This is a genomic window from Marimonas lutisalis, from assembly GCF_005434965.1.
GTDB classification, from domain to species: Bacteria; Pseudomonadota; Alphaproteobacteria; order Rhodobacterales; family Rhodobacteraceae; genus Marimonas_A; species Marimonas_A lutisalis.
This window is the reverse complement of the sequence record NZ_SKCI01000001.1, coordinates 789420-807767: the sequence shown is the minus strand read 5'-3', so window position 1 is coordinate 807767 and position 18348 is coordinate 789420. Positions and strand designations below refer to the sequence as shown.

The 18348-nt window shown below is 58.0% G+C and carries 17 protein-coding genes, 1 tRNA gene and 4 pseudogenes; 14 read left to right on the top strand and 8 right to left on the bottom strand.

The features are described 5' to 3' along the window. Window positions 1–3 precede the first annotated feature (3 nt). Both E0501_RS21800 and E0501_RS21460 read right to left on the bottom strand, forming a co-directional pair. Window positions 4–60: pseudogene (locus E0501_RS21800) on the bottom strand (LEPR-XLL domain-containing protein); the annotation flags it as partial. A gap of 719 nt (window positions 61–779) precedes the next feature. After that, window positions 780–987, bottom strand: a pseudogene (locus E0501_RS21460) (IS110 family transposase); the annotation flags it as partial. Window positions 988–1124: 137 nt separating this feature from the next. Between E0501_RS21460 and E0501_RS03980 the strand changes: the two are divergent. Beyond that, window positions 1125–1622: a GIY-YIG nuclease family protein gene (locus E0501_RS03980; protein WP_137700035.1), complete on the top strand. Its 498-nt coding sequence runs from the start codon at window positions 1125–1127 to the stop codon at window positions 1620–1622. Window positions 1623–1667: 45 nt separating this feature from the next. Here E0501_RS03980 and E0501_RS21455 read toward each other — a convergent pair. Then, a pseudogene (locus tag E0501_RS21455) lies at window positions 1668–1880 on the bottom strand (IS6 family transposase); the annotation flags it as partial. A 212-nt stretch (window positions 1881–2092) separates the two neighbouring features. On the opposite strand from E0501_RS21455, the gene E0501_RS03970 reads away from it, so the two are divergent. Further along, window positions 2093–3562 (top strand): amidase, encoded by a 1470-nt coding sequence (locus E0501_RS03970; protein ID WP_205123442.1) that lies wholly within the window; start codon window positions 2093–2095, stop codon window positions 3560–3562. Between the two features lie 36 nt (window positions 3563–3598). Here the strand turns inward: E0501_RS03970 and E0501_RS03965 are convergent. Further along, window positions 3599–3751, bottom strand: a pseudogene (locus tag E0501_RS03965) (IS6 family transposase); the annotation flags it as partial. A gap of 338 nt (window positions 3752–4089) precedes the next feature. Here E0501_RS03965 and E0501_RS03960 point away from each other — a divergent pair. Next, window positions 4090–4821, top strand: coding sequence for a hypothetical protein (locus E0501_RS03960; RefSeq protein ID WP_137700033.1), 732 nt, complete (start codon window positions 4090–4092; stop codon window positions 4819–4821). Between the two features lie 89 nt (window positions 4822–4910). Beyond that, on the top strand, window positions 4911–5660 hold the full coding sequence (locus E0501_RS03955; RefSeq protein ID WP_193555871.1) for an alpha/beta fold hydrolase: 750 nt from the start codon (window positions 4911–4913) through the stop codon (window positions 5658–5660). A 228-nt stretch (window positions 5661–5888) separates the two neighbouring features. Here the strand turns inward: E0501_RS03955 and E0501_RS03950 are convergent, their stop codons facing one another. Further along, complete coding sequence (locus E0501_RS03950) at window positions 5889–7289, bottom strand: pyridoxal phosphate-dependent decarboxylase family protein (protein WP_137700032.1); 1401 nt, start codon at window positions 7287–7289, stop codon at window positions 5889–5891. A 199-nt stretch (window positions 7290–7488) separates the two neighbouring features. Then, entirely contained in the window at window positions 7489–8415 is a 927-nt protein-coding gene (locus tag E0501_RS03945) for a DMT family transporter (protein WP_137700031.1), read from the bottom strand. A 1345-nt stretch (window positions 8416–9760) separates the two neighbouring features. Here E0501_RS03945 and E0501_RS03940 point away from each other — a divergent pair. Next, complete coding sequence (locus E0501_RS03940) at window positions 9761–10093, top strand: P27 family phage terminase small subunit (protein WP_268888875.1); 333 nt, start codon at window positions 9761–9763, stop codon at window positions 10091–10093. 70 nt (window positions 10094–10163) lie between these two features. Here E0501_RS03940 and E0501_RS03935 read toward each other — a convergent pair whose 3' ends face one another. Together E0501_RS03935 and E0501_RS21050 are read right to left on the bottom strand one after the other, a co-directional pair. Next, window positions 10164–10496: a hypothetical protein gene (locus E0501_RS03935; protein WP_137700029.1), complete on the bottom strand. Its 333-nt coding sequence runs from the start codon at window positions 10494–10496 to the stop codon at window positions 10164–10166. A 660-nt stretch (window positions 10497–11156) separates the two neighbouring features. Next, window positions 11157–11225: transfer RNA gene (locus E0501_RS21050), tRNA-Thr, on the bottom strand. Between the two features lie 154 nt (window positions 11226–11379). Here E0501_RS21050 and E0501_RS03930 point away from each other — a divergent pair. The 9 genes from E0501_RS03930 to E0501_RS03890 all read left to right on the top strand — a co-directional run bounded on the left by E0501_RS03930 (window position 11380) and on the right by E0501_RS03890 (window position 18163). Further along, on the top strand, window positions 11380–12609 hold the full coding sequence (locus E0501_RS03930) for a tyrosine-type recombinase/integrase (RefSeq protein WP_137700028.1): 1230 nt from the start codon (window positions 11380–11382) through the stop codon (window positions 12607–12609). Continuing rightward, entirely contained in the window at window positions 12602–13279 is a 678-nt protein-coding gene (locus E0501_RS03925; protein ID WP_137700027.1) for a hypothetical protein, read from the top strand. Before E0501_RS03930 ends, E0501_RS03925 begins: the two co-directional genes overlap by 8 nt. 63 nt (window positions 13280–13342) lie before the next feature. After that, the gene (locus E0501_RS21450; protein WP_235857738.1) at window positions 13343–13654 is read left to right on the top strand and encodes a helix-turn-helix transcriptional regulator; all 312 of its coding nucleotides are present in this window, start codon (window positions 13343–13345) and stop codon (window positions 13652–13654) included. After that, a complete protein-coding gene (locus E0501_RS03915; protein ID WP_137700026.1) occupies window positions 13651–13842 on the top strand; it encodes a hypothetical protein in 192 nt (63 codons plus the stop codon). Before E0501_RS21450 ends, E0501_RS03915 begins: the two co-directional genes overlap by 4 nt. Next, a complete protein-coding gene (locus E0501_RS03910) occupies window positions 13839–14699 on the top strand; it encodes a DUF7146 domain-containing protein (protein ID WP_137700025.1) in 861 nt (286 codons plus the stop codon). Before E0501_RS03915 ends, E0501_RS03910 begins: the two co-directional genes overlap by 4 nt. After that, window positions 14696–16162 carry a YfjI family protein gene (locus E0501_RS03905; RefSeq protein WP_137700024.1) on the top strand — a complete coding sequence of 489 codons (1467 nt, stop codon included), beginning with the start codon at window positions 14696–14698 and terminating at the stop codon, window positions 16160–16162. The genes E0501_RS03910 and E0501_RS03905 overlap by 4 nt, the downstream gene beginning before the upstream one ends. Further along, the gene (locus tag E0501_RS21315) at window positions 16159–16470 is read left to right on the top strand and encodes a hypothetical protein (protein WP_205123441.1); all 312 of its coding nucleotides are present in this window, start codon (window positions 16159–16161) and stop codon (window positions 16468–16470) included. The genes E0501_RS03905 and E0501_RS21315 overlap by 4 nt, the downstream gene beginning before the upstream one ends. Window position 16471: 1 nt before the next feature. Continuing rightward, entirely contained in the window at window positions 16472–16741 is a 270-nt protein-coding gene (locus E0501_RS03895) for a hypothetical protein (protein WP_137700023.1), read from the top strand. 186 nt (window positions 16742–16927) lie between these two features. Further along, window positions 16928–18163, top strand: a complete 1236-nt coding sequence (locus tag E0501_RS03890) for a phage major capsid protein (protein WP_137700022.1) — start codon at window positions 16928–16930, stop codon at window positions 18161–18163. Window positions 18164–18348: the final 185 nt, after the last annotated feature.

Below are 18348 nucleotides of genomic sequence, written 5' to 3'. Positions count from 1 at the left end.
ATCCACGAGGAATGGTGCAGGGTCTGCAGACAAAAGGAATCGGGGTTCGATGGCCTCCATCTTGAGCCCCGGCACGCCCCCCGAAGGCGACCTGCGTTTTGTTCGTCGAAAGGTGTTCGCCCGGGCGTCAGAGAACCAGGAAAAGGCTTGGCTCCAACTTGAAACAGACCGCTTCTGGCGGCGCTGCGAGCCGGGTTCAAACGGTAGTGCCATCGTAAGTCTCCCTAAGACTTGGATGGCAATGGCCTCTATCGTTACCCCTCTAGGTCACTGATATATCTTTAAAATATTCACAATTTCGACATTCTAGTAAAAACAGAAAAATAGTTATCGGCAGCCATTGTCATCAGAAAAATATGCTTTCAGGCTAGAAACTCATCATGAGTCGCTCAAGAAATTTATCTTTGATTTCTTGCAATTTTTTCCTTGCCAAGGGGATGGAGCAGGCTGAAACGCACAGAATTTTGAAAATTTCTTTCAACTCTAAACGGCTCTTTTTCCGCAGGTGCTTTCGTGCGTGGACGGCTCCGTTTGGGCAAGGGTTGAATTGAGCTTGTTGGGATTCTTGCGAGTTGCAGTCATGTGCCCGGCCTGCGCGCGGCACATCTGATCGCACGCCCTGATGAAGTCAGCATGTCGGGTCTCAATCAGACGTTCTAGCTGAGACGCCCTGACAGCACCTAGGGGCGTCCAGGCAGCGGTCCCGTTCGATCATCATCACTCTGTTCTGCCCTTGCATCTCGATGCGGCGCCTTGGCTGCCGCGTTGTCCTCATTCTTTCAGGTGGCTGGTGCAGCCCTGTAACCCTCTTCCTTCACAAGCAGTGCCCAGACAATTCGCGCGGTCTTGTTGGCGACCGCGACGGTCACGAGCCTGGTCGGTTTGCGTTTGAAGAGTGATTTGACCCAGGCGCCGTCTCGCCTTCCGTTGGGTCTCTGCGCGCCGTGTCACCGAGGTCGCGCCGACGACCAGCAATTTTCGTATGTAGCTTGGCTTAAGGAGTCGGACTTGATCGAACGGCACGGTGTAGAAATCTGCGGCCGCAAGTTTGAGGAGGCCGCGTTGCACGAGCGGTTCAAGCCCGTATGGAACTACCGTCCCGGTGCACGGAGGCATTGATATATATGGCGGCGATCAAAGTGTCTGTGACCGATGACACGGACGGCACGCCGCTTTTGCGGTTAACCGCCGGTCGTGTAACCGACCTGCGCGATGCGCTGGCAATCGCGCTGGAAACTGGTCAGGTGCCAAAGCAAAAGAAAGGCACGGTCAGCGCGCTGCATGCGCTGTTTGACGACATCGCCCCCGGTCGCGCGTTGGATACCCAGCAGGCCCGCACGTTCTACGTTGCCGCCGATCCCAGCGAGCCCGGAGCAGCCAAGATCAGCTACACGATCAACCTTGACCAGCGGCGTGCCCGGAATGCGGACAGTGTCGACCCCCTGCAAGATCACGCCACATGGGAGGTAGCGGACAAGGCTGCCGGCTTGGCGCTGGAAAAGTGGATGCGGGATACGCATCCCGCCGCCCACATGCGTGGCGACTGGTTTGATCTACCGGTCGATCAGGTGGTCGAAGAAATCACGCGGATGATCGGACGCCCGCCCGATTGGCAGCGTTGAACGAACAAGGCCCATCACTCTGATGGGCCTTTAAGAATGACAGTGTTGAACCCGTTTTCGACGGATCTCCGACGCAAACATGTGTCCAAACCGGTTCCACCAGAACCGGATGGTTTCATGGCTCACTTTGTGGCCTCGCTCGTGCAGCAGGTCCTCGACATTTCTGAGCGACAGCGGGAACCGGACGTACAGCATCACGGCCAGTCGGATGAACTCGGGTCTGGTTTTGAAGTACTTGAATTGGTGGCATTTTGTCATGGCCGGAGACTACGCAACCACCATCTCCGCCTCAAGCCAAGTTCCTCTGACATGACCAGCGAATTGAAACCGAGGTTTTTTTGGAGGGGGATTTCGTGTCACCATTGGCGACAACGCGATCAATACGAAACGTCGACATCTCCGGTCGCGGCGGGTCTTTACTGAACACCATCGGAGCGCAATTGAAAGTGAGTGCATAGATGACAATGCCAATGAGTTGGGACGACTGGGCCGCACAGGATGCCGTCAGCCTTGCCGATCTGATCCGCAAAGGTGACGTTACTGCCAGCGAGATTGGCCAACAGATGGCCGCGGCCGTGGAGTTGGTCGATCCTTCGATCTCAGCCGTTGTTGAACTGTTTTCGGATGCGATCGACGATCCCGCATCGAACAGGACGAATATGGATGGCCCCTTCGCTGGAGTGCCATTCCTGATGAAGGATCTGGGGCCCACGGTGAAAGGGCGCCTGCAGGAGATGGGATCGCTCTTCATGCAGGGCAACCGGCCGCAGGTGGACGCTTATCTTACGGGCCGGGTACGCGGCGCCGGGCTCAACATCGTCGGGCGGACGACTACGCCGGAATTCGGTGTCTGCAGTTCGGCCGAGAACCCGGCCGTTTATGTCACACGTAACCCGTGGGACACCGATTTTACAACCTGCGGCTCGTCGGCCGGAACCGCGGCCTCGATTGCAGCGGGGGTGCTGCCGCTATCGCATGGCACCGATGGCGGCGGGTCTATCCGCATCCCTGCGGGGCTGAACGGCCTCATTGGCCTGAAGGCCTCGCGCGGGGTGTTCTCGATTGCGCCGGGCCTGTCGGACCTGACCGGTCTGGTCTCGACCCAGGGCTGCCTCAGCCGAACGGTGCGTGATACTGCCGCCTTCGTCGATGCGTGCCGAGGCGGCGCTCCTGGAGAATTCATGCCGTACTGGAAGGCTGACAGAACCTATGTGGATCGCATCCGCTCCGATCCACCGCGCCTCCGCATCGCGCTCTCGCATGAATGGGGGGATTACAGTGCCCCCCCGCATTTCATCAGCGAACTCGAGCGCGCCGGCCGTTTTCTCGAAGCTCTCGGTCATGTCGTCGAGTGGACGTTGCCCCCAATCGACTTTCGCTCAGCCTTCGCGGCGCAAACCATGTGCTACATCAGTAATTTCGCACAAGTCATACAAGGCTATCTCGAGGCACGGTCCCTGTCTCATCCGCCCGCCGATCTGATCGAACCGATCAACATCCGGATCTGGGAGGCTGGCCGCGACATGAGCTATCACGACCGCTACAAGATGCAGGCGGTGTTCAATTCCGTCGCCCGTGCGTTCGGTGCCTTTTTCGAAGACTGGGACATCATTCTGACCCCGGTCGTGGCCCGGCCGACCCCGAAGATCGGCACCACCGAATACCTGACGATCAGCGACAACTCGTCAGTTCACGACTGGTTCGCCAACCTGTGGCAGTTCTTCGCCTACACGCCGCTATCGAATCTTGCTGGAATCCCCGGTATTTCGCTGCCGATGGCAAAGCAGGAGAACGGCCTGCCGCTTGGCATTCATGCCCAGGCCGGCCAAGCGAGGGACGGCCTTCTACTACAACTCGCCGCCCAGATAGAACGCGCGCTAGACGGAAAATGGCACAGCGACCGGACGCCAGCCGTGCATGTGACGGGCGGATCTCGCTAGTCGGCGAGCGCCCATGGCGATCCTGCAACGACCGAACCGGATGGTTTCATGGCTCACGTCGATGCCGCGCTCGTGCAGCAGGTCCTCGACATTGCGAAGTGAAAGCGGGAACCGAACATATAGCATCACGGCCAGACGGATGATCGCCGGGCCGGTTTTGAAATACTTGAGAAGAGAGCGCTTGGTCATGGCCGGAAGCTACGCAAGCCCCCTCCCCGCCTCAATCCAAGTTCCTCTGACATGACCGTTCAATGTCTGCTTCGGAGAAGCTGCTCTGCTGCGCCCAATCAACCGACCATGGTCAAAATCCTCAGCGGCTAGTGGGGCATCGGAGGCACGACACTGAGGGTCGAACAGATCAAGGCCATGGCTGCCGTGTGTCGGGACTCCCACCGTGCCGCAGGCGAAAGAGGACGACGCCCGCGTACCTAGTGGGTGTTCAGAGCTCACCTTTAGGCCCAGTCGTTATGAATTATTAAGATTTTGTGTTACCTTTCAAACTTGGAAGCATCATCGAGGGACCGCCAATGTCAGATGAAAGCCACGACTGGATCGTGTTTCAGCGCATCCGGTTTGCGAACCCGATTGATGGTAACGGAAAGCCTTTGCCAGGCCCCCAAAAGGCCGAGGCCTGGCGGTTCTATCCAGCATCACCGCCGGGAGAAAATGGCGCGAGGACAAGCGTGTCCGACGAATGGGGCGGTTTCGGCCTCTACGCTACACGAAGTGATGCCGAAGAAGTTTTTCAAAACCCGGACAAACATCTCCCCTTTCTTGGGGATGCTGTCGAAACATATCACGCTTTGGTGTTGCCCTTCGCGCACCGTGGTGAGGTCAATTGGCGCGGGGACGTAAGAAGCAATGCTACCATTGCAGTTTCCGCGTCAGATCCCGGCGGCCCGCTGGTGGTCTTCACCTCGGCGGGATATGACAATCCCGGACCTGATGACGTGCCTCGCATCGGAAAATTCCTCAAGGAAGTGGACAACGTACAGGCGTACTACGCCACTCTCCCAGGCAATCTGCGAAGGGCTGTCTACAGCGGTGTTCCAGTGGATGGACACGATGGGATGACGGTTTCGCTCTGGAAAGACGACAAGGCAATGTTAGCAGCCGCTTACAAACCTGGCCATCATCGAACGCAAATGGACTACCATCGCGACGTCGGGCATTTCGACCGAAGCTCTTTCAGCCGAGCCCGTATCATTTCGAGCAAGGGTACTTGGGATGGCACAGACCCGGTCCTTGAAATGTCCTGAAACGGTTCCGTCAAACGACTATGCAGCGTGATCTGGTAAAGCCGCAGTCCTCTCGCGCCAGACGACACTAGAATGGTGGAAGGCTTAAAATGACGATCGTCCTTGTCCACGGCAACCCGGAGACCAAAGCGATCTGGGATGAGTTCGCTCCTCATCTTGATGAGAAAGATGTGCTACGGCTTTCGCCACCCGGCTTTGGAGCACCAATTCCGGAAGCCTTCGATTGCTCCATGGGCGCATACAGAGAGTGGCTCGTTTCGGAACTTCAGAAGATCGGACATCCGGTCGATCTCTTAGGTCACGACTGGGGTGGTGGTCACGTGATGGGTGTTGCAATGGAACGCCCAGATCTCATTCGATCCTGGATCACTGACATCCTGGGGCTGTTTGACCCCGAGTATGTCTGGCATGAGCTTGCTCAGGTTTGGCAGACACCTGAAATCGGAGAACAGGCGGTCCAACAAATGATGGATGCGCCAATTGACGACGCTGTAGAGCGCTACGAAAGTCTTGGTATGACACCGACAATCGCACGGAAAACCCTTTCCGCGCGAGACCCTGATATGGGTCGGGCAATCCTCACGCTCTACCGTTCTGCAGCACAACCCGTGATGCGCGATGCCGGTAAGCAACTGGCGAAGGCTGCTGTTCGACCAAGCCTGGCATTGATCCCGACCGAAGACCACTACTGCGGCGGGGAGAAACTGATACGCCGCTCAGCCGAACGGGCTGGTGCCCAAGTTGCCGTTCTTGAAGGCGCCGGCCACTGGTGGATGTGCGAGCAACCCAACGAAGCCGCTGAGACGATCAATCATTTCTTGGCCGGCCTGAACCGATGATCCCTAGCGACAAACAATGTCCGAAAAGCAAATGACCGCTTCGGCCGCACAGCGGTCGTTTGGCCCACGCGCAGCGAAAGGCAGCTCTGAGCCCAGAGTCACAAATGCTGCGCCTAGAACGAATGGCGGCTTTGATCTTGTTTTCAAAAGGCGTCAAGAAGGACTGCAGCCATAGTTTTAACGATCCGCGCCAGGCCTCCAAGCATGCAACTCCAAGAACAGAAACCTTTACTCACGTCTATTTGCATCAAGAATTTCGTCTACAAGTAGGTCGATGTCCCCTTGATCCGTTGCATGATTAATGACTGAAACACGGATGATCTGCCTTCCTTTCCAAACCCCATGACTTGGATAGACGCGCCCCTTTTGTTGTACACGCTCCAAAACCCTATTGGTCTTTTCGTCCGTTTCGCAGGCAATGGCGACTTGGTTGAGCACGACGTCATTCATGATTTCAATGCCCGGCTCATTGCTCAAGCGATCCGCCAAGTACGTTGCTAGAACGCAATGGTGCGTGATCATCTCGCGAATCCCATCGGCCCCTAAATGCCGTATGATCGCGTAGCTTGGGACACCCCTCGCGCGTCGGCTGAGTTCAAGTGTAGAATCGCTCGGCTCCCAAGTTTCACCGAGCTCAGGCAAATATGCGCCTCGAGCGCTCATTGCAGAGACGAGCGCGTTGCGATCGCGCACGATGCAAAGCCCAGCATCATATGGCGCGTTTAGCCATTTGTGTAAATCGACCGCCCAACTGTCGGCACTATCGACACCCGCCAAGCGATCCCTCAAGCTAGGCACAGCATGAGCCCAGAGGCCAAAAGCACCATCAACATGCACCCAACCACCAGCGTCATGGATGATCGGAATTGCCTCAGCAAATGGATCGAAAGCACCGGTATTTATCTGACCTGCTTGGAGAATAACCAAAGGCGGGTTCTTGCAAGCTTCTAGTTCAGCACGAAGCGCCTCGATGAGGATACGGCCCTGTTCATCTGTCGCAAGGCGTTTCGCACTGCCCAATCCGAGGCCCGCATAGCGTATGCCAGCCATCGGAGCAGAATGGGCGTCTTCACCGATCATGACAGTGATGTCCGGCGCTCCGAAAAGACCATTCTCAAAAACGTCCCAGCCCTGCCGCTTTAGCAACGTATCCCGCGCGGCGATTATGCCTTGCGTATTTGCCACCGTCGCCCCCGAGACAATGCCGACGCCACTGTCCAAAGGTAGACCAAGTAACTCCAGACACCACTGGCAAACAGTCTGTTCAATGACGGCAGCAGATGGGCTTTCCCATGAGGAGGCTGCGTTTTGCCCCCACGCGGTCACAAGAAAATCTGCAGCTGCGCCAACGGGCATTGACCCGCCACACACGTAACCAAAGAACCGAGGAGACGCATGACCCTGCAGCCCCTTGCTTGCAACCTCTATCAAGTCTTCAATAACCGAAGACGCTGACACTCCTTTGTCGGGAAGCGATGTACTAAAATTCGAAGCGAAATCGGCTGGCCTCAACTCCGGCTTTACTGATGATGATTTCAGATCTGCCCGGTAAGTGACAGCTTCCCGTGCTGCGGCAAGCATAGCCGAACAGTCGTCTTCGCTAAGAGGTACTTTTTTGCTTCTTTCCATGCGGCTAAATCCAAATATAGTTTTTCCAAAGGTCGCTTAGCCTCGTTGGGCATGTCGCGTCTGGTTCACAATGCGTTTTGAGATGCTCTCTGTCCATGAGCGTCAAAGCAGCCATTAGCCCAACAGCAGCGGAAGTTCACTTTGTCCGCAGAGCAGTCGCTCGGGGAGAGCGCAGTGAACGGCGGCTTCGAGCCCAAGTTTACCGTTTTGGAATATTGGTGAGGACTGTCGAAACAGTGCGCGTTTTTCGGCTTCTTGTAATGGCAATCGCGCCCAGCACCAGAGCACAAGCGATAGCCTGGGTTGCAGTGATCGCCTCGCCAAAAGTAAGAAGTCCAACAACAAACATGGTGGGTAATTCTACGCTGCCGACAACCGCAGTCTGAGAGGCGCCAATCACAGGCGAACAAACCGTGTATATGAGTTGCGGGACAAGCGCCGTGACCAACCCAATTCCGACTATCAACAGCCAGTCGGACCGTTCCCTTGGGAGTAACTCGGCAACTTCAGAACTAAGAATAAGCGGCGCAAGACCCAGAATAGACCCCAAGGAAACCGAGGCGATGCGCGCGAGTGGCGCGATCCGGGACAGCCTGTGCACCAGCACGCAAATTCCGAAACCGAAACCGAACGGAGCTGCGAGTGACATCAGCAACATAGGTATGTGCTCTATGGGGACGGAAGCTGGTGATCCGGCAATGATTGCCGCCAGCACAATTAGACCAGAGGCTAACAAGGCGCGCCGCGTTGGGGCATCCGAAAACAAAACCCAAGCTATCACAAGAGTGAAGACCGGATAGGTCATGTAGAGCACGCCCACCGTGGATGCAGGTAGTTTCTCCAATGCCGTCACATATCCGATCCACCCAAGTCCCATCACCGCTCCGGCGTAAAGGCCCCAAGTGATCTCTCGCCATGCTTTTCGATGCATAATGAGAACAGGAAACAGCGCAATTGCCGCGACGATGTAGCGATAGAATGCGACTGCATAAGGCGCAACGCCCTGCTCAGTCAGTCCCCGGCTGAAGTAAGGAACCAGCCCAAAACAGATTGATGCGAAAAGAACCCCAAGAATTGCGATGGCATAAGGAATAGCTGGCCGAGGTTGTATCGATGTTGTTGTCATACGATGGAGCCATCACGCGGTTGGGACAGTGTCTCCCGATACTTGTCGAACGACAGCATTGTCCCGCAACGCGGTCATTCAACCAGATCGCAGCGAACGGCAACTCTGAGCCCAGAGCAGACTATTTGCGCGAGGGAAAAAAGGGCGGCAGTGCCACCCTCTTTCTCTTCATAAGAAAATATTGCCAATAGAGCGTCTTTACGAAACCACCCTGCCGCCTAAAGCCAAGTTAATCTGACAAGACCAGGTGCGCCTCACTTGAAATGAGAGAGGTAAAATGATACCTCTTTACTGGTTTTTGAGGGCATTCAGGAAAAGCAAAAGCACGAACTGGCGAGGCCGATAAGACTGGGCGGCGCATGTGGGTTTCTTTTCTTTTGGCCAAAGCACTTGGCCAACTCGGCGAGTGGCCCGAGGCCTCGAGAAGACGCGCTGTCCTTGGCCGACACGCGGCGTCCGCTTTTTAGGGGGAGGGGTGGTCTCGATTTCTAATTGGGGGGCTGCAAGACCGACGCGTGGGGAGTCATTTTTTGAACCGTCAGTTCAATATCTAAAAATTAATGTGTTAACAGATATTCGAACCACCCGAAAGCCGCGTTTTCATCTCGCAAGTTTCAACGGGTTCTCGGACGAACCTCGCACCGTTTTCTAAGCTGAATTGCCTAGCCGATACTGTCCAGAGTGCCGCCGGGTTTACATACCTTTCACCGCATTCAGGCCACGATCAGCAGGAACAGCGAAACAAGGACGACGATATAAATCTCCGGTCCAAAACTGACGAACGATTTTGCAAATCTCTTACGCATGAGCGGTCCAAAGCCTTTTTTAACGTTAATTGTTATCGGCCGCGCGGCAGAAATTTGACATGACCGGGAAAAATTTGCGGCAATTCGCACTTGAAAATGTAGCCACCACTCGCCCGCTCTGTGCCGTTTCAAGGCGCTCTTGATCCTTGCCGCTCGACACTGCTCCAAGCGGCTCCTGCACGCCGTCTCAGCGAGTCAGGTATTCGTTGCTTCAACTCGCCACAAATCTGCCACGTTTTTCCGGGAAACTCCCAAGAAACGGAAGGTTGAGCAGATGTATTCAGTTTACGCAGACGAATTGGAGCGAAAGAGGATTATTCGGTCTTTTCAGCGCATGATGCTGAACGGGATCGTTTTCACGACCTTGCTAGTTGCCGTCGGAATAATTGGGGCAGTTATTTTCGGCGCCTCACTCAGTGAGGCTAGTATCGCGGTCCTTACGGAACCGCCAAAGCTGACCCGCTGAGAACTCTACTTCTGGGTTCCGGGTATAAGGCCCCTACACGGGCGCACCTGACACCCCCTAAACGCGCTTCTGAGTGCCTGCGGATGGGCTGTATGCGCATCTCTCTGCAATCTTGGACGGCATGGGCCTTGCGAAGCCCGTTGACGCGATGGCGCTGGCCTTGCTGGCTTCGCGGCTGGAGGAGGTCGAGATATTAACGGCTATCATCGAGGACCAGGGCCGCACGTATCAATCCGACACCGGCTTGTGGAAGGCCCGGACAGAGGTTGCCCAGCGTTCTGAGGCCATGCGCCATGCGCACGCCTTGTTGACGGAGTTTGGTTTGACGGCTGCGGCTAGGTCGAAGGTTGCGGCAAGTATTCCCGAGGCAGAAAATCCTTTCGCGCAGTTCGACAAGCCGTCCTGATAACTCTGAGTTGGGGCGTTAACCGCCACCGCAGAGCCGTCGGAGAGTTGAATATTTCCAAATTTCAATTTCACTGGCTTCGCAATCGCTCCATACACGACATGAACAGCTCATCAATAGCTTCGAACTTTGTGCGCTCGCCCCTTTCTATTTCTTTGCCAAGCCTGCTTATCAAGTTGCGCTCCGCGTTATTTCGTGTCGGATCGTAACGGGACTCCGCTTTTATTAGCCAAACAGCTAGCAGTTCGCCGGGCACCCCGCCATGCTCTATTGCGTCAAAATAGTAGAGGGCGGCGTCCGTTGAACGCATGCACAATACTTCGAGGCTTGGCACACACACATCCTCTGCATGAGCAATAAATGCCAAGAAAGAAAAGCTAAGAATATTCAAGCTTCGGAACATGGCCTCACAATCGCACGACAAGCGATACTGTCAAAAGACCAGAAATGTCACCCTAGGACGACGAACAGGATTATCGCACCCAAAGTGGCGAAATAGATTTCCGGTGCAAAGAAGACGAGTGAATGTGCGAATCTCTGAAGCATGCCATGTCTGAAAAGCTGTTTACCGTTCCAGCAATAGACGCCGCCCACGGCCCAAGTTTGACGCAACAGGGGAAACTGTTGGGCAAAACATTGCACCAAGAGCCACTAGCGCCCAGCCGAGTGTAGATCGAAGCTTCACGAGAAAGTCATTGATGCCCCCGCCAAATAGTCACGAGGATGACACATTTTATTAGTATCCTAGATTGTCCGTGAGCGGACAATTTCAGCATTATAGGCCCGTCGGTCGTTCAGATCGGCGGGTCAATTTTGACTGGTGGTTTCGTCCCCGCATCGCCGCCATTGCCCAGCATCAACCGAACGTCCGCTTATCTGACAACGCCGGGGTCCGTGAGTGGTGGTGTGTGAGGGCTTTTGGGGAATCGAGCCGCGAAGCCGAGGGCATGTTTTCCGCCCAATTCTGTTACCCCAGATGTTACCCCGAGCGCGAAAGCGGCCAAGCCCCAGAGGTTCGCCTAGCGAAAAACTCCGGCAAATATTTGATTATTAAATGTTTTTGTGGTGCCCCCACACGGACTCGAACCGCGGACCTACTGATTACAAATCAGTTTTCTTGACACCTCAACACCTCACAAATCAAAACGTCTAGTGCGAAAAAACTCCTTGTTTAACAGGGGTTTCGATCCTATGTTAGTGAACGTTACTAACACAGGGGAACAAGCCAAAACACCCCCTGTTGTTCCCCCAGCGTTCCCCCAGGGGAACATTTGAGAGGAAATCAAATGGCCAAGCTAACCGCCGCATCCGTTGAGAGGATCAAGCCAACCGAGAAGCGCCAGGAGATACCCGACGCCCTCATGCCTGGCCTCTATTTGGTTGTGCAGACCTCCGGAAAACGTAGCTGGCAGGTGCGTTACCGGGCGGCCGGGGTTCACCGCCGCATGACCCTCGGGCGTTATCCCCTCGTCGGTCTGGCCGAAGCGCGCGAAAAAGCGGCCGATGCGCTGCGCGCCGCTCAAGATGGCGGTGATCCCGCTGCGGACCAGAAGGCGGCGAAGGCCTCGCGCCTCTCCAGCGACAATACCGTGCGATCTCAAATCGACACATACCACAAGCGCCACCTAAAGACCCTGAAGACCGGCAACGCGGTGATGCAATCACTACAGTTTAATGTCGTTCCCGTCTGGGGCGACCGCGACGTAACCGACATAAGCCGCCGTGACATCGTGCTTCTGCTCGACAGCATCGTCGATGATGGACGCGCGACCACCGCCAACCGGGTGAAGGCCTATCTCTCCAAATTCTTTGGCTGGTGTGAAGACCGTGGCGTAATCGAGCAATCACCAGCAATCGGACTAAAACTCCCGGCGAAAGAGAAATCCCGCGACCGTCCTCTGAACAACGGCGAAATCCGCCTTTTTTGGCTCGCATGCGATATGGAGCCAGCCCCTTGGGGGGCGTTGTTTAAGATTCTTCTTCTGACCGGCCAGCGAAGCGGAGAAGTCGCCCGAATGCAATGGGGCGACATTGACGGGGAAGGAGTCTGGCGGCTCTCGACGACGAAGAACGACGAGCGCCATGATGTGCCCCTACCCCAAGCCGCTAAGGACATTATTGACGCCCAACCCCGCCTCGGCCCCTACGTCTTCACAACTAGAGGCGACACCCCGGCCCTATCAACTAGCAAGCCAGCTGCGCGTATCGCCTCTCGGATGAGCACTATTGCAAGCGAAGAAGCCGGAGAGCCGGTCACAGTCCCGCATTGGCGACCGCATGACCTGCGCCACACCGTCAAGACCGGCCTCGCCTCGCTTGGTGTAAGTCTGGAAATTCGCTCTCGCGCCACCAACCACCTCTCGGACATTCCGCCCATGGACCGGCGATATAATCACTACGATTTCACCGAGGAAAAGCGGCGAGCGCTGGACGCGTGGTCGCGGCTGGTGATGGACATTGTGGAAGGCGGCAGCGGCAACGTGGTCCGGCTTACGGGGGAGCGTAGCAATGCCTAAGATTTTCTCCGACGCGATGCATTCGGTTTCGGTCGAGGAACTCAAGGACGAAGCCGCAATAAAGGCGTTGGTCGATCAGATTAACCAGAGTTGGCCGACCGCCGAAAGATTACCGCAGCTAAAAAGCTGGATAGAGCAATTCCTGATCGACGGCGGTTTTCCGCATCCCGGCCAAGTGGTCAGCCGTCCGTCTGAAAAATTCCCCGGCGGAACCGCAACAACTATCGGCTGGGCAGCTATCAAGCAGCAACTAGAAGCGAGCGACAATGTCGGGGTGCGTGATGGCGACATACCGCTAGAGTATCTGCTGGCCGATTTTTACAGGGTTCTGGTAGAGGCGGAGCGAGCATACGAAAGCGGTGACCCTGACCAGATTTTTTCGCATGCCGTAACGCTCGGGGGGGCTATCACTCAGCTATCCATGCGGCGGGTGTTTCTTCCCTCAGTGACGCGCGGCGAAAAGGTTGCGGGTGGCAGCAAAAACGCGGCCCATGCGACGAATGCGCGGCATGAAGAAATGCGGAAAACGCGCTTCGCAAGGTTGCGCGGGTTGATGGACGGCCGGAACCTTTCCCTGAGCAGCGCGGCGGAAATATGCGAAAAAGAAGGCTTGGGCAGCGCGGCGGCGATCAAAAAGCAATGGAACCGCAATAAAAGTCGGGACACCTAGGCCGCTGTCCCAATCCCGGGGGCGTAGTTGTTTGCCAGCGTTTGTTAAACGAAAGGCAACAACATGGAAAATCGGAAACGTATTTCAGCCAATGCAGTCCGCATCTTGTGCGGCGACGTTAGCGACATGACCTTGTGGCGCTGGCTGAACGATCCGGCGATGAACTTCCCGAAGCCGTTTTATATCGCCCGCCGCCGCTACTGGCGCGAAGCCGACATATTGGCTTGGCTCGATGCGCAAGAAGCGAGCGAACCGGAGACTTCGGACGCCGAGCTTGAAGTCCGGGAAGCCTCCAGGGAGACTTCGGACGCCGCCGCTGGAAGCTTTTCCGAGCTTGAGGCGCAGGAAGCCTCCAAAGTGGAGGTTGCTCAATGACCCAGAAAAGCGAAAACCCCGGCGCGCTGGCGGGCGCGACCGGGGGAAGTAAGGTAGGAAACGGTCATGAACCGCAAGATAATAGATATATTAAACTTGCCTTTCGAGCAATTCATTTCACGCATTTCCACGACCTGAAATCGGGCAGCATAGAACCGCTGGCCCGCATCGGGGGGGCGAGCGAATGAACGCGCGAGACCTGACCCTTACCCTTCGCGGCAAATGGCACGGCAGTTACGGCGTGGCCCCGTGTCCGGTCTGCCAGCCCGAGGCCCGGCGCGACCAAGACGCACTGACCCTTGGCGATGGCGACGATGGGCGCCTATTGCTCCATTGCAAGCGCGCCGAGTGCGATTTTCGCGACATACTGACGGCCGCCGGGGTCACGCCCGGCGACTATCGCCCGCCCGATCCGGCTGCGGCCGCCCGGCGCAAGGCCGAGGCGCAAGCCGATGCTGAACGCCGGGCACGCCAAGCGCGGCATTGCTGGGAGGAAACCCGCCAGATCGAAGGCACCCCTGCCGAGGCTTATCTTCGCGGCCGGGGGATCACCTGCCCCCTGCCGCCGACGCTGCGCTTTCATCCTGAGTGCTGGCACGGGCCGACCGCGAAACGCTATCCGGCAATGGTGGCTCGGATCGACAACGCTGACGGCTTCGCGGTGCATCGCACCTACCTTGCCCCGGTTGAGACGCGAAAGGCGATGCTTGGCCCGACCCGTGGCGGCGCTGTGCGGCTCTCTGACGGGGCTTTTCGCCTTGTGGTGGCCGAGGGCATCGAAACCGCGTTGTCGCTGCTTTCGGGGCTTCTGAGCGAACCCGCGACGGTATGGGCGGCGCTTTCGACAAGCGGCATGGCCGGATTGACCCTGCCGAAAAGGTCAGGACGACTGACCATTGCCCCTGACGGTGACGACGCAGGCCGCAAGGCCGCGCATGCCCTGGCAGAGCGCGCGGACGCTCTAGGCTGGAAGGTCTCGCTATTACCCGCGCCCGATGGGCGCGACTGGAATGACATTCTAACCATGAAAGGGGATGCAGCATGAACGCCCCCGAACCTATCCCGTTCAAATCCGAAGGCCCTCAACCTCTGATCCGCGAGGCCCCGGCGGCCAGCCTCTATCCAGTCGCCGCGTTAGGGCCGCTTATGGTTCCGGCTGACGCGCTAGCCCGCGCAACCGAGGCCCCCCTTGCTCTATGCGCCGGATCGGTGCTGGCGGCCGCCTCCCTGGCGGTGCAAGGGCTTCGCGACGTGCAAACGCTAGGCGGTGCCCGGCCTGTATCCCTGTTTCTTCTCACGGTGGCCGAAAGCGGGGAGCGAAAAAGCACGGCCGACCGGCTGGCAATGCGCGGTGTGCGCACCTTCGAGGGCGACTTGCGCCAGGATTACGACGACGCCCGCGCCTCATGGAGCGATGCGAAGGAAGTCTGGGAGCGGCAGCGCGGTGCGATACTCAAGCGCGCCGATAAGAACCCCGACACGACACGAGCCGACCTGGCCGCATTGGGGCCGCAACCGCAACCGCCCTTGCGCCCCCAGATCGTGACCGGGGCCGCGACGATGGAGGGGATCGTAAAGAACCTGCCCGAGTTGCGCGCCTCTCTCGGCATCATGACCGATGAAGGCGGCTTGCTTCTCGGGGGACACTCCATGAAGGCGGAAAACAAGCTGGCGACGCTGGCGACGCTGGCGGCCATGTGGGACGGATCGACACTAGACCGCTGGCGGGCCGGGGATGGTATCGCGGCGCATGAGGGGCGGCGGTTTTCGGCGCACCTGCTGATCCAGCCAAGCGCGGCCGAGGCGTTCCTGGCCGATCCCCTTGCAAACGGCCAAGGGCTATTGGCGCGCTTTCTGACCTGTCAGCCTCAAAGCCGGATCGGTTACCGTGACCGCATGGCCCCGGATGCAAACGCCGAGGCCGAACTTGACCGCTTCGCAGATCGGATCACCGCGCTTCTGGGGCGCGACCTGGCGCTTGCCGAGGGGCGTCGGAATGAACTGGCTCCGCCCGTGCTGCCGCTCTCACGCGAGGCCCGCGCCCTTCTCGAAGCCTTCGCCCGCGAAACGGAATGGGCGCAAGCCCCCGGCAGGCGGTTCGAGAATTGCCGCGCTTTCGCGTCGAAGGCGGCCGAACATGCCGCCCGGCTGGCGGCCGTGCTGGCACTCTACGCCGACCCTGACGCCCCCGAGGTGACGGCCGAGGCAATGGCAAACGGGATCGACCTGGCGCGCTTCTATCTCGAAGAAGCCGCGCGGGTGCAAAACGCGGCGGTTATTCCACCTCACATCGCGGACGCCGAGCGGATGCGCCGATGGCTTCTCGGATCATGGGAGGAAGATTGCATTTCCGTGAAAGTTGCCGCCAATCGCGGCCCCTTCAAGATTACAGAACGGACGCGCAATGCGCTTCGCCTTCTCGAAAAATATAAGTGGCTGATCGAAGAGCCAGGGGCCGTCGTGGATGGCGCGCACCGCCGCGAAGCGTGGCGCGTGGTGCGGCCATGAGTTTTGAAGGCAAACGCCAGATCGTTCCTACTTCTCCTACTCTTCCTACCAAGGGCGGGCGTGAGTGGCGAAAAGTAGGACGAGTAGGAAAAGTAGGAAGGGTTAGCGACCTTTCAGGAAAAGCGCATTTAGCCCGCGATCACTTCGAGGAACGCGCCGCGATCCGCGAATTTGACGGCGGCCAGACGCGCACCGAGGCCGAGCGCGCCGCACTGTCTGAGGCGGCGGCGGCCGTGGGGCTGGCCCCTGAAACCCTGCAATCGCTTTGGGCGCACAGTAACCAAACCACCAAAACCAAAGGAAACTGACATGACCAACAACGTCAAAACCAATCCCGACCACCTGCGCACGGCCGAAGCCATCGAACACCTGATCACTCAGACGGTCGAGGAAGGCGGCGACGTTCGCTCCGTCGCTAGCTCACTTTTCGTCCAAGGCTGCGAGCTGTTTCGCGTCGCGCACGGCTTCCACGGTCCGGACGGCCTGGGCCGCGCGCTGGACAAAATGAAAGCCTATGCCGAGAGCCATCAAGCCGCCGTGGACGAGGTAGCGCGACACGGCCAAAGCGGGCGGGCGTGATCGCTCCGGGAGGTGCGCTGCACTTGAAATAAATGGGGTAAAATGATACCTTCTTTGTGCTTGGCGGCGCTCAGAAAAACAAGAAACACCGCTCGCCACCACCTTCGCGCAAAAAACAAAATCAAGAACTGCGGAGCAAAAACACAGGGGGCGCATGCCGCGCACTCCGCGAACTGAGGATATGAGATGAAAATCGAGCAAATTCAAAAACAGCACACGGCAAAGCTAACGGAAGCGCGTGCTGTCTGTCGGAAAATCAAACCCGGCCTCCCTGAAAAAGAAGCCCGCGCGCTTGAGGACCAATTCGACAAGCTGATGGACGAGGCCGACGAGCTGCGCGACCAACTGTTGGACGCCCAAAGCGCCGACCCTCGCCGCCCGTTTGGCGGCGACGTTACGCAGCGCGGCGTGGCAGACGCAGGCGAAGAACGGCACACCAAGGCGTTCACGAGTTGGCTGCGCGCCCCGCAAGACCAGCACACCCGCCAGGCCTTGCTCAACGCTGAATCCGAAACGCGCGCGGCATCTGGCTTGACCGGCGCGGCTGGCGGCTTTGTGGTCCCTGAGATCATCCAAACCCCGATCCTGGCACGGGCACGCGATGAAAACCCGTTCCGCTCACTGGTGCGCGTGGTCAATGTCGAATCCGGTGATGTGAAATTCCCGCTTTCGGAAAGCGATGCAACGAATGGCTGGGTGGGCGAAACCGGCACCCGCACCGCGACGACCGAGCCGACGCTGGCGAGCAAGACACCGACCTTCGGCACCTCTTATGCCTATGTCAGTGCGTCCGAGGAATTGGTCGCGGATGGCTTGATCGACATTGCGCAATGGTTCACCGAAGAAGCGGGCCGCGCCTTGGGTGACGCGGAAATGACCGCGATCATCTCGGGCAACGGCACGGACAAGCCGACCGGCCTCCTCAACACCGCACCGGAAAGCGGGGCAGACGGTAGCCGCACCGCTGACGCCTTCAAGTATATCGCGAGCGGAGCGGCCAACGATCTGGGGTCTACGATCGGCGACCTGCTGACCGACACCTATTACGACCTCAAAGCCAGCTACCGGGCGCGCGGGACGTGGTGCATGAACAGCGCCACGGCATCGGTCATTCGCCAGGTAAAAGACCAGAACGACCGGCCGTTGTGGGGCGATAGCTTGGCCGAGGGTCAGCCCGCAATGCTGCTGGGCCACCCGGTCGTGATCGCGGAAGGCATGCCCGACATCGGCACCGACGAACACCCGATTGCCTTTGGTGACTGGTCGCGCGCCTACATCCTTGCCATGCGTGGCGGGTTGCGGGCCACGGTCGATGATAACATCAGCACCCCTGGCCTCGTGAAATTCTACATTCGCGAGCGTCTCGGCGGCTGTGTTTACGACGAAAACGCGCTGCGCTTCATCAAGTGCGCGGCAAGTTAATCGAATGGCCCCGGCGCGGTTAGCTGTGCCGGGGCAACGAGGCAGGGTGTGCCTTGGGTTTCGTCCTATCGGCCCGAAACACTCGGCCAACTCGGCGAGTGGCCCAAAACCCCGAGAAGGCGCGGTGCTTCGGGTAAAGCGCGCGGCGTCACAAGCAAATGGCCCCGGCGGCGCGGAGAGGGAGA

Coding starts and splice junctions, on each gene's coding strand:
- E0501_RS03890 (WP_137700022.1), top strand. CDS start 16,928: ATGAAAATCGAGCAAATTCAAAAACAGCACACGGCAAAGCTAACGGAA.
- E0501_RS03955 (WP_193555871.1), top strand. CDS start 4,911: ATGACGATCGTCCTTGTCCACGGCAACCCGGAGACCAAAGCGATCTGG.
- E0501_RS03935 (WP_137700029.1), bottom strand. CDS start 10,496: ATGTTCCGAAGCTTGAATATTCTTAGCTTTTCTTTCTTGGCATTTATT.
- E0501_RS03910 (WP_137700025.1), top strand. CDS start 13,839: ATGAACGCGCGAGACCTGACCCTTACCCTTCGCGGCAAATGGCACGGC.
- E0501_RS03915 (WP_137700026.1), top strand. CDS start 13,651: ATGACCCAGAAAAGCGAAAACCCCGGCGCGCTGGCGGGCGCGACCGGG.
- E0501_RS03950 (WP_137700032.1), bottom strand. CDS start 7,289: ATGGAAAGAAGCAAAAAAGTACCTCTTAGCGAAGACGACTGTTCGGCT.
- E0501_RS03905 (WP_137700024.1), top strand. CDS start 14,696: ATGAACGCCCCCGAACCTATCCCGTTCAAATCCGAAGGCCCTCAACCT.
- E0501_RS21450 (WP_235857738.1), top strand. CDS start 13,343: ATGGAAAATCGGAAACGTATTTCAGCCAATGCAGTCCGCATCTTGTGC.
- E0501_RS03960 (WP_137700033.1), top strand. CDS start 4,090: ATGTCAGATGAAAGCCACGACTGGATCGTGTTTCAGCGCATCCGGTTT.
- E0501_RS03925 (WP_137700027.1), top strand. CDS start 12,602: ATGCCTAAGATTTTCTCCGACGCGATGCATTCGGTTTCGGTCGAGGAA.
- E0501_RS03945 (WP_137700031.1), bottom strand. CDS start 8,415: ATGACAACAACATCGATACAACCTCGGCCAGCTATTCCTTATGCCATC.
- E0501_RS03970 (WP_205123442.1), top strand. CDS start 2,093: ATGAGTTGGGACGACTGGGCCGCACAGGATGCCGTCAGCCTTGCCGAT.
- E0501_RS21315 (WP_205123441.1), top strand. CDS start 16,159: ATGAGTTTTGAAGGCAAACGCCAGATCGTTCCTACTTCTCCTACTCTT.
- E0501_RS03980 (WP_137700035.1), top strand. CDS start 1,125: ATGGCGGCGATCAAAGTGTCTGTGACCGATGACACGGACGGCACGCCG.
- E0501_RS03895 (WP_137700023.1), top strand. CDS start 16,472: ATGACCAACAACGTCAAAACCAATCCCGACCACCTGCGCACGGCCGAA.
- E0501_RS03930 (WP_137700028.1), top strand. CDS start 11,380: ATGGCCAAGCTAACCGCCGCATCCGTTGAGAGGATCAAGCCAACCGAG.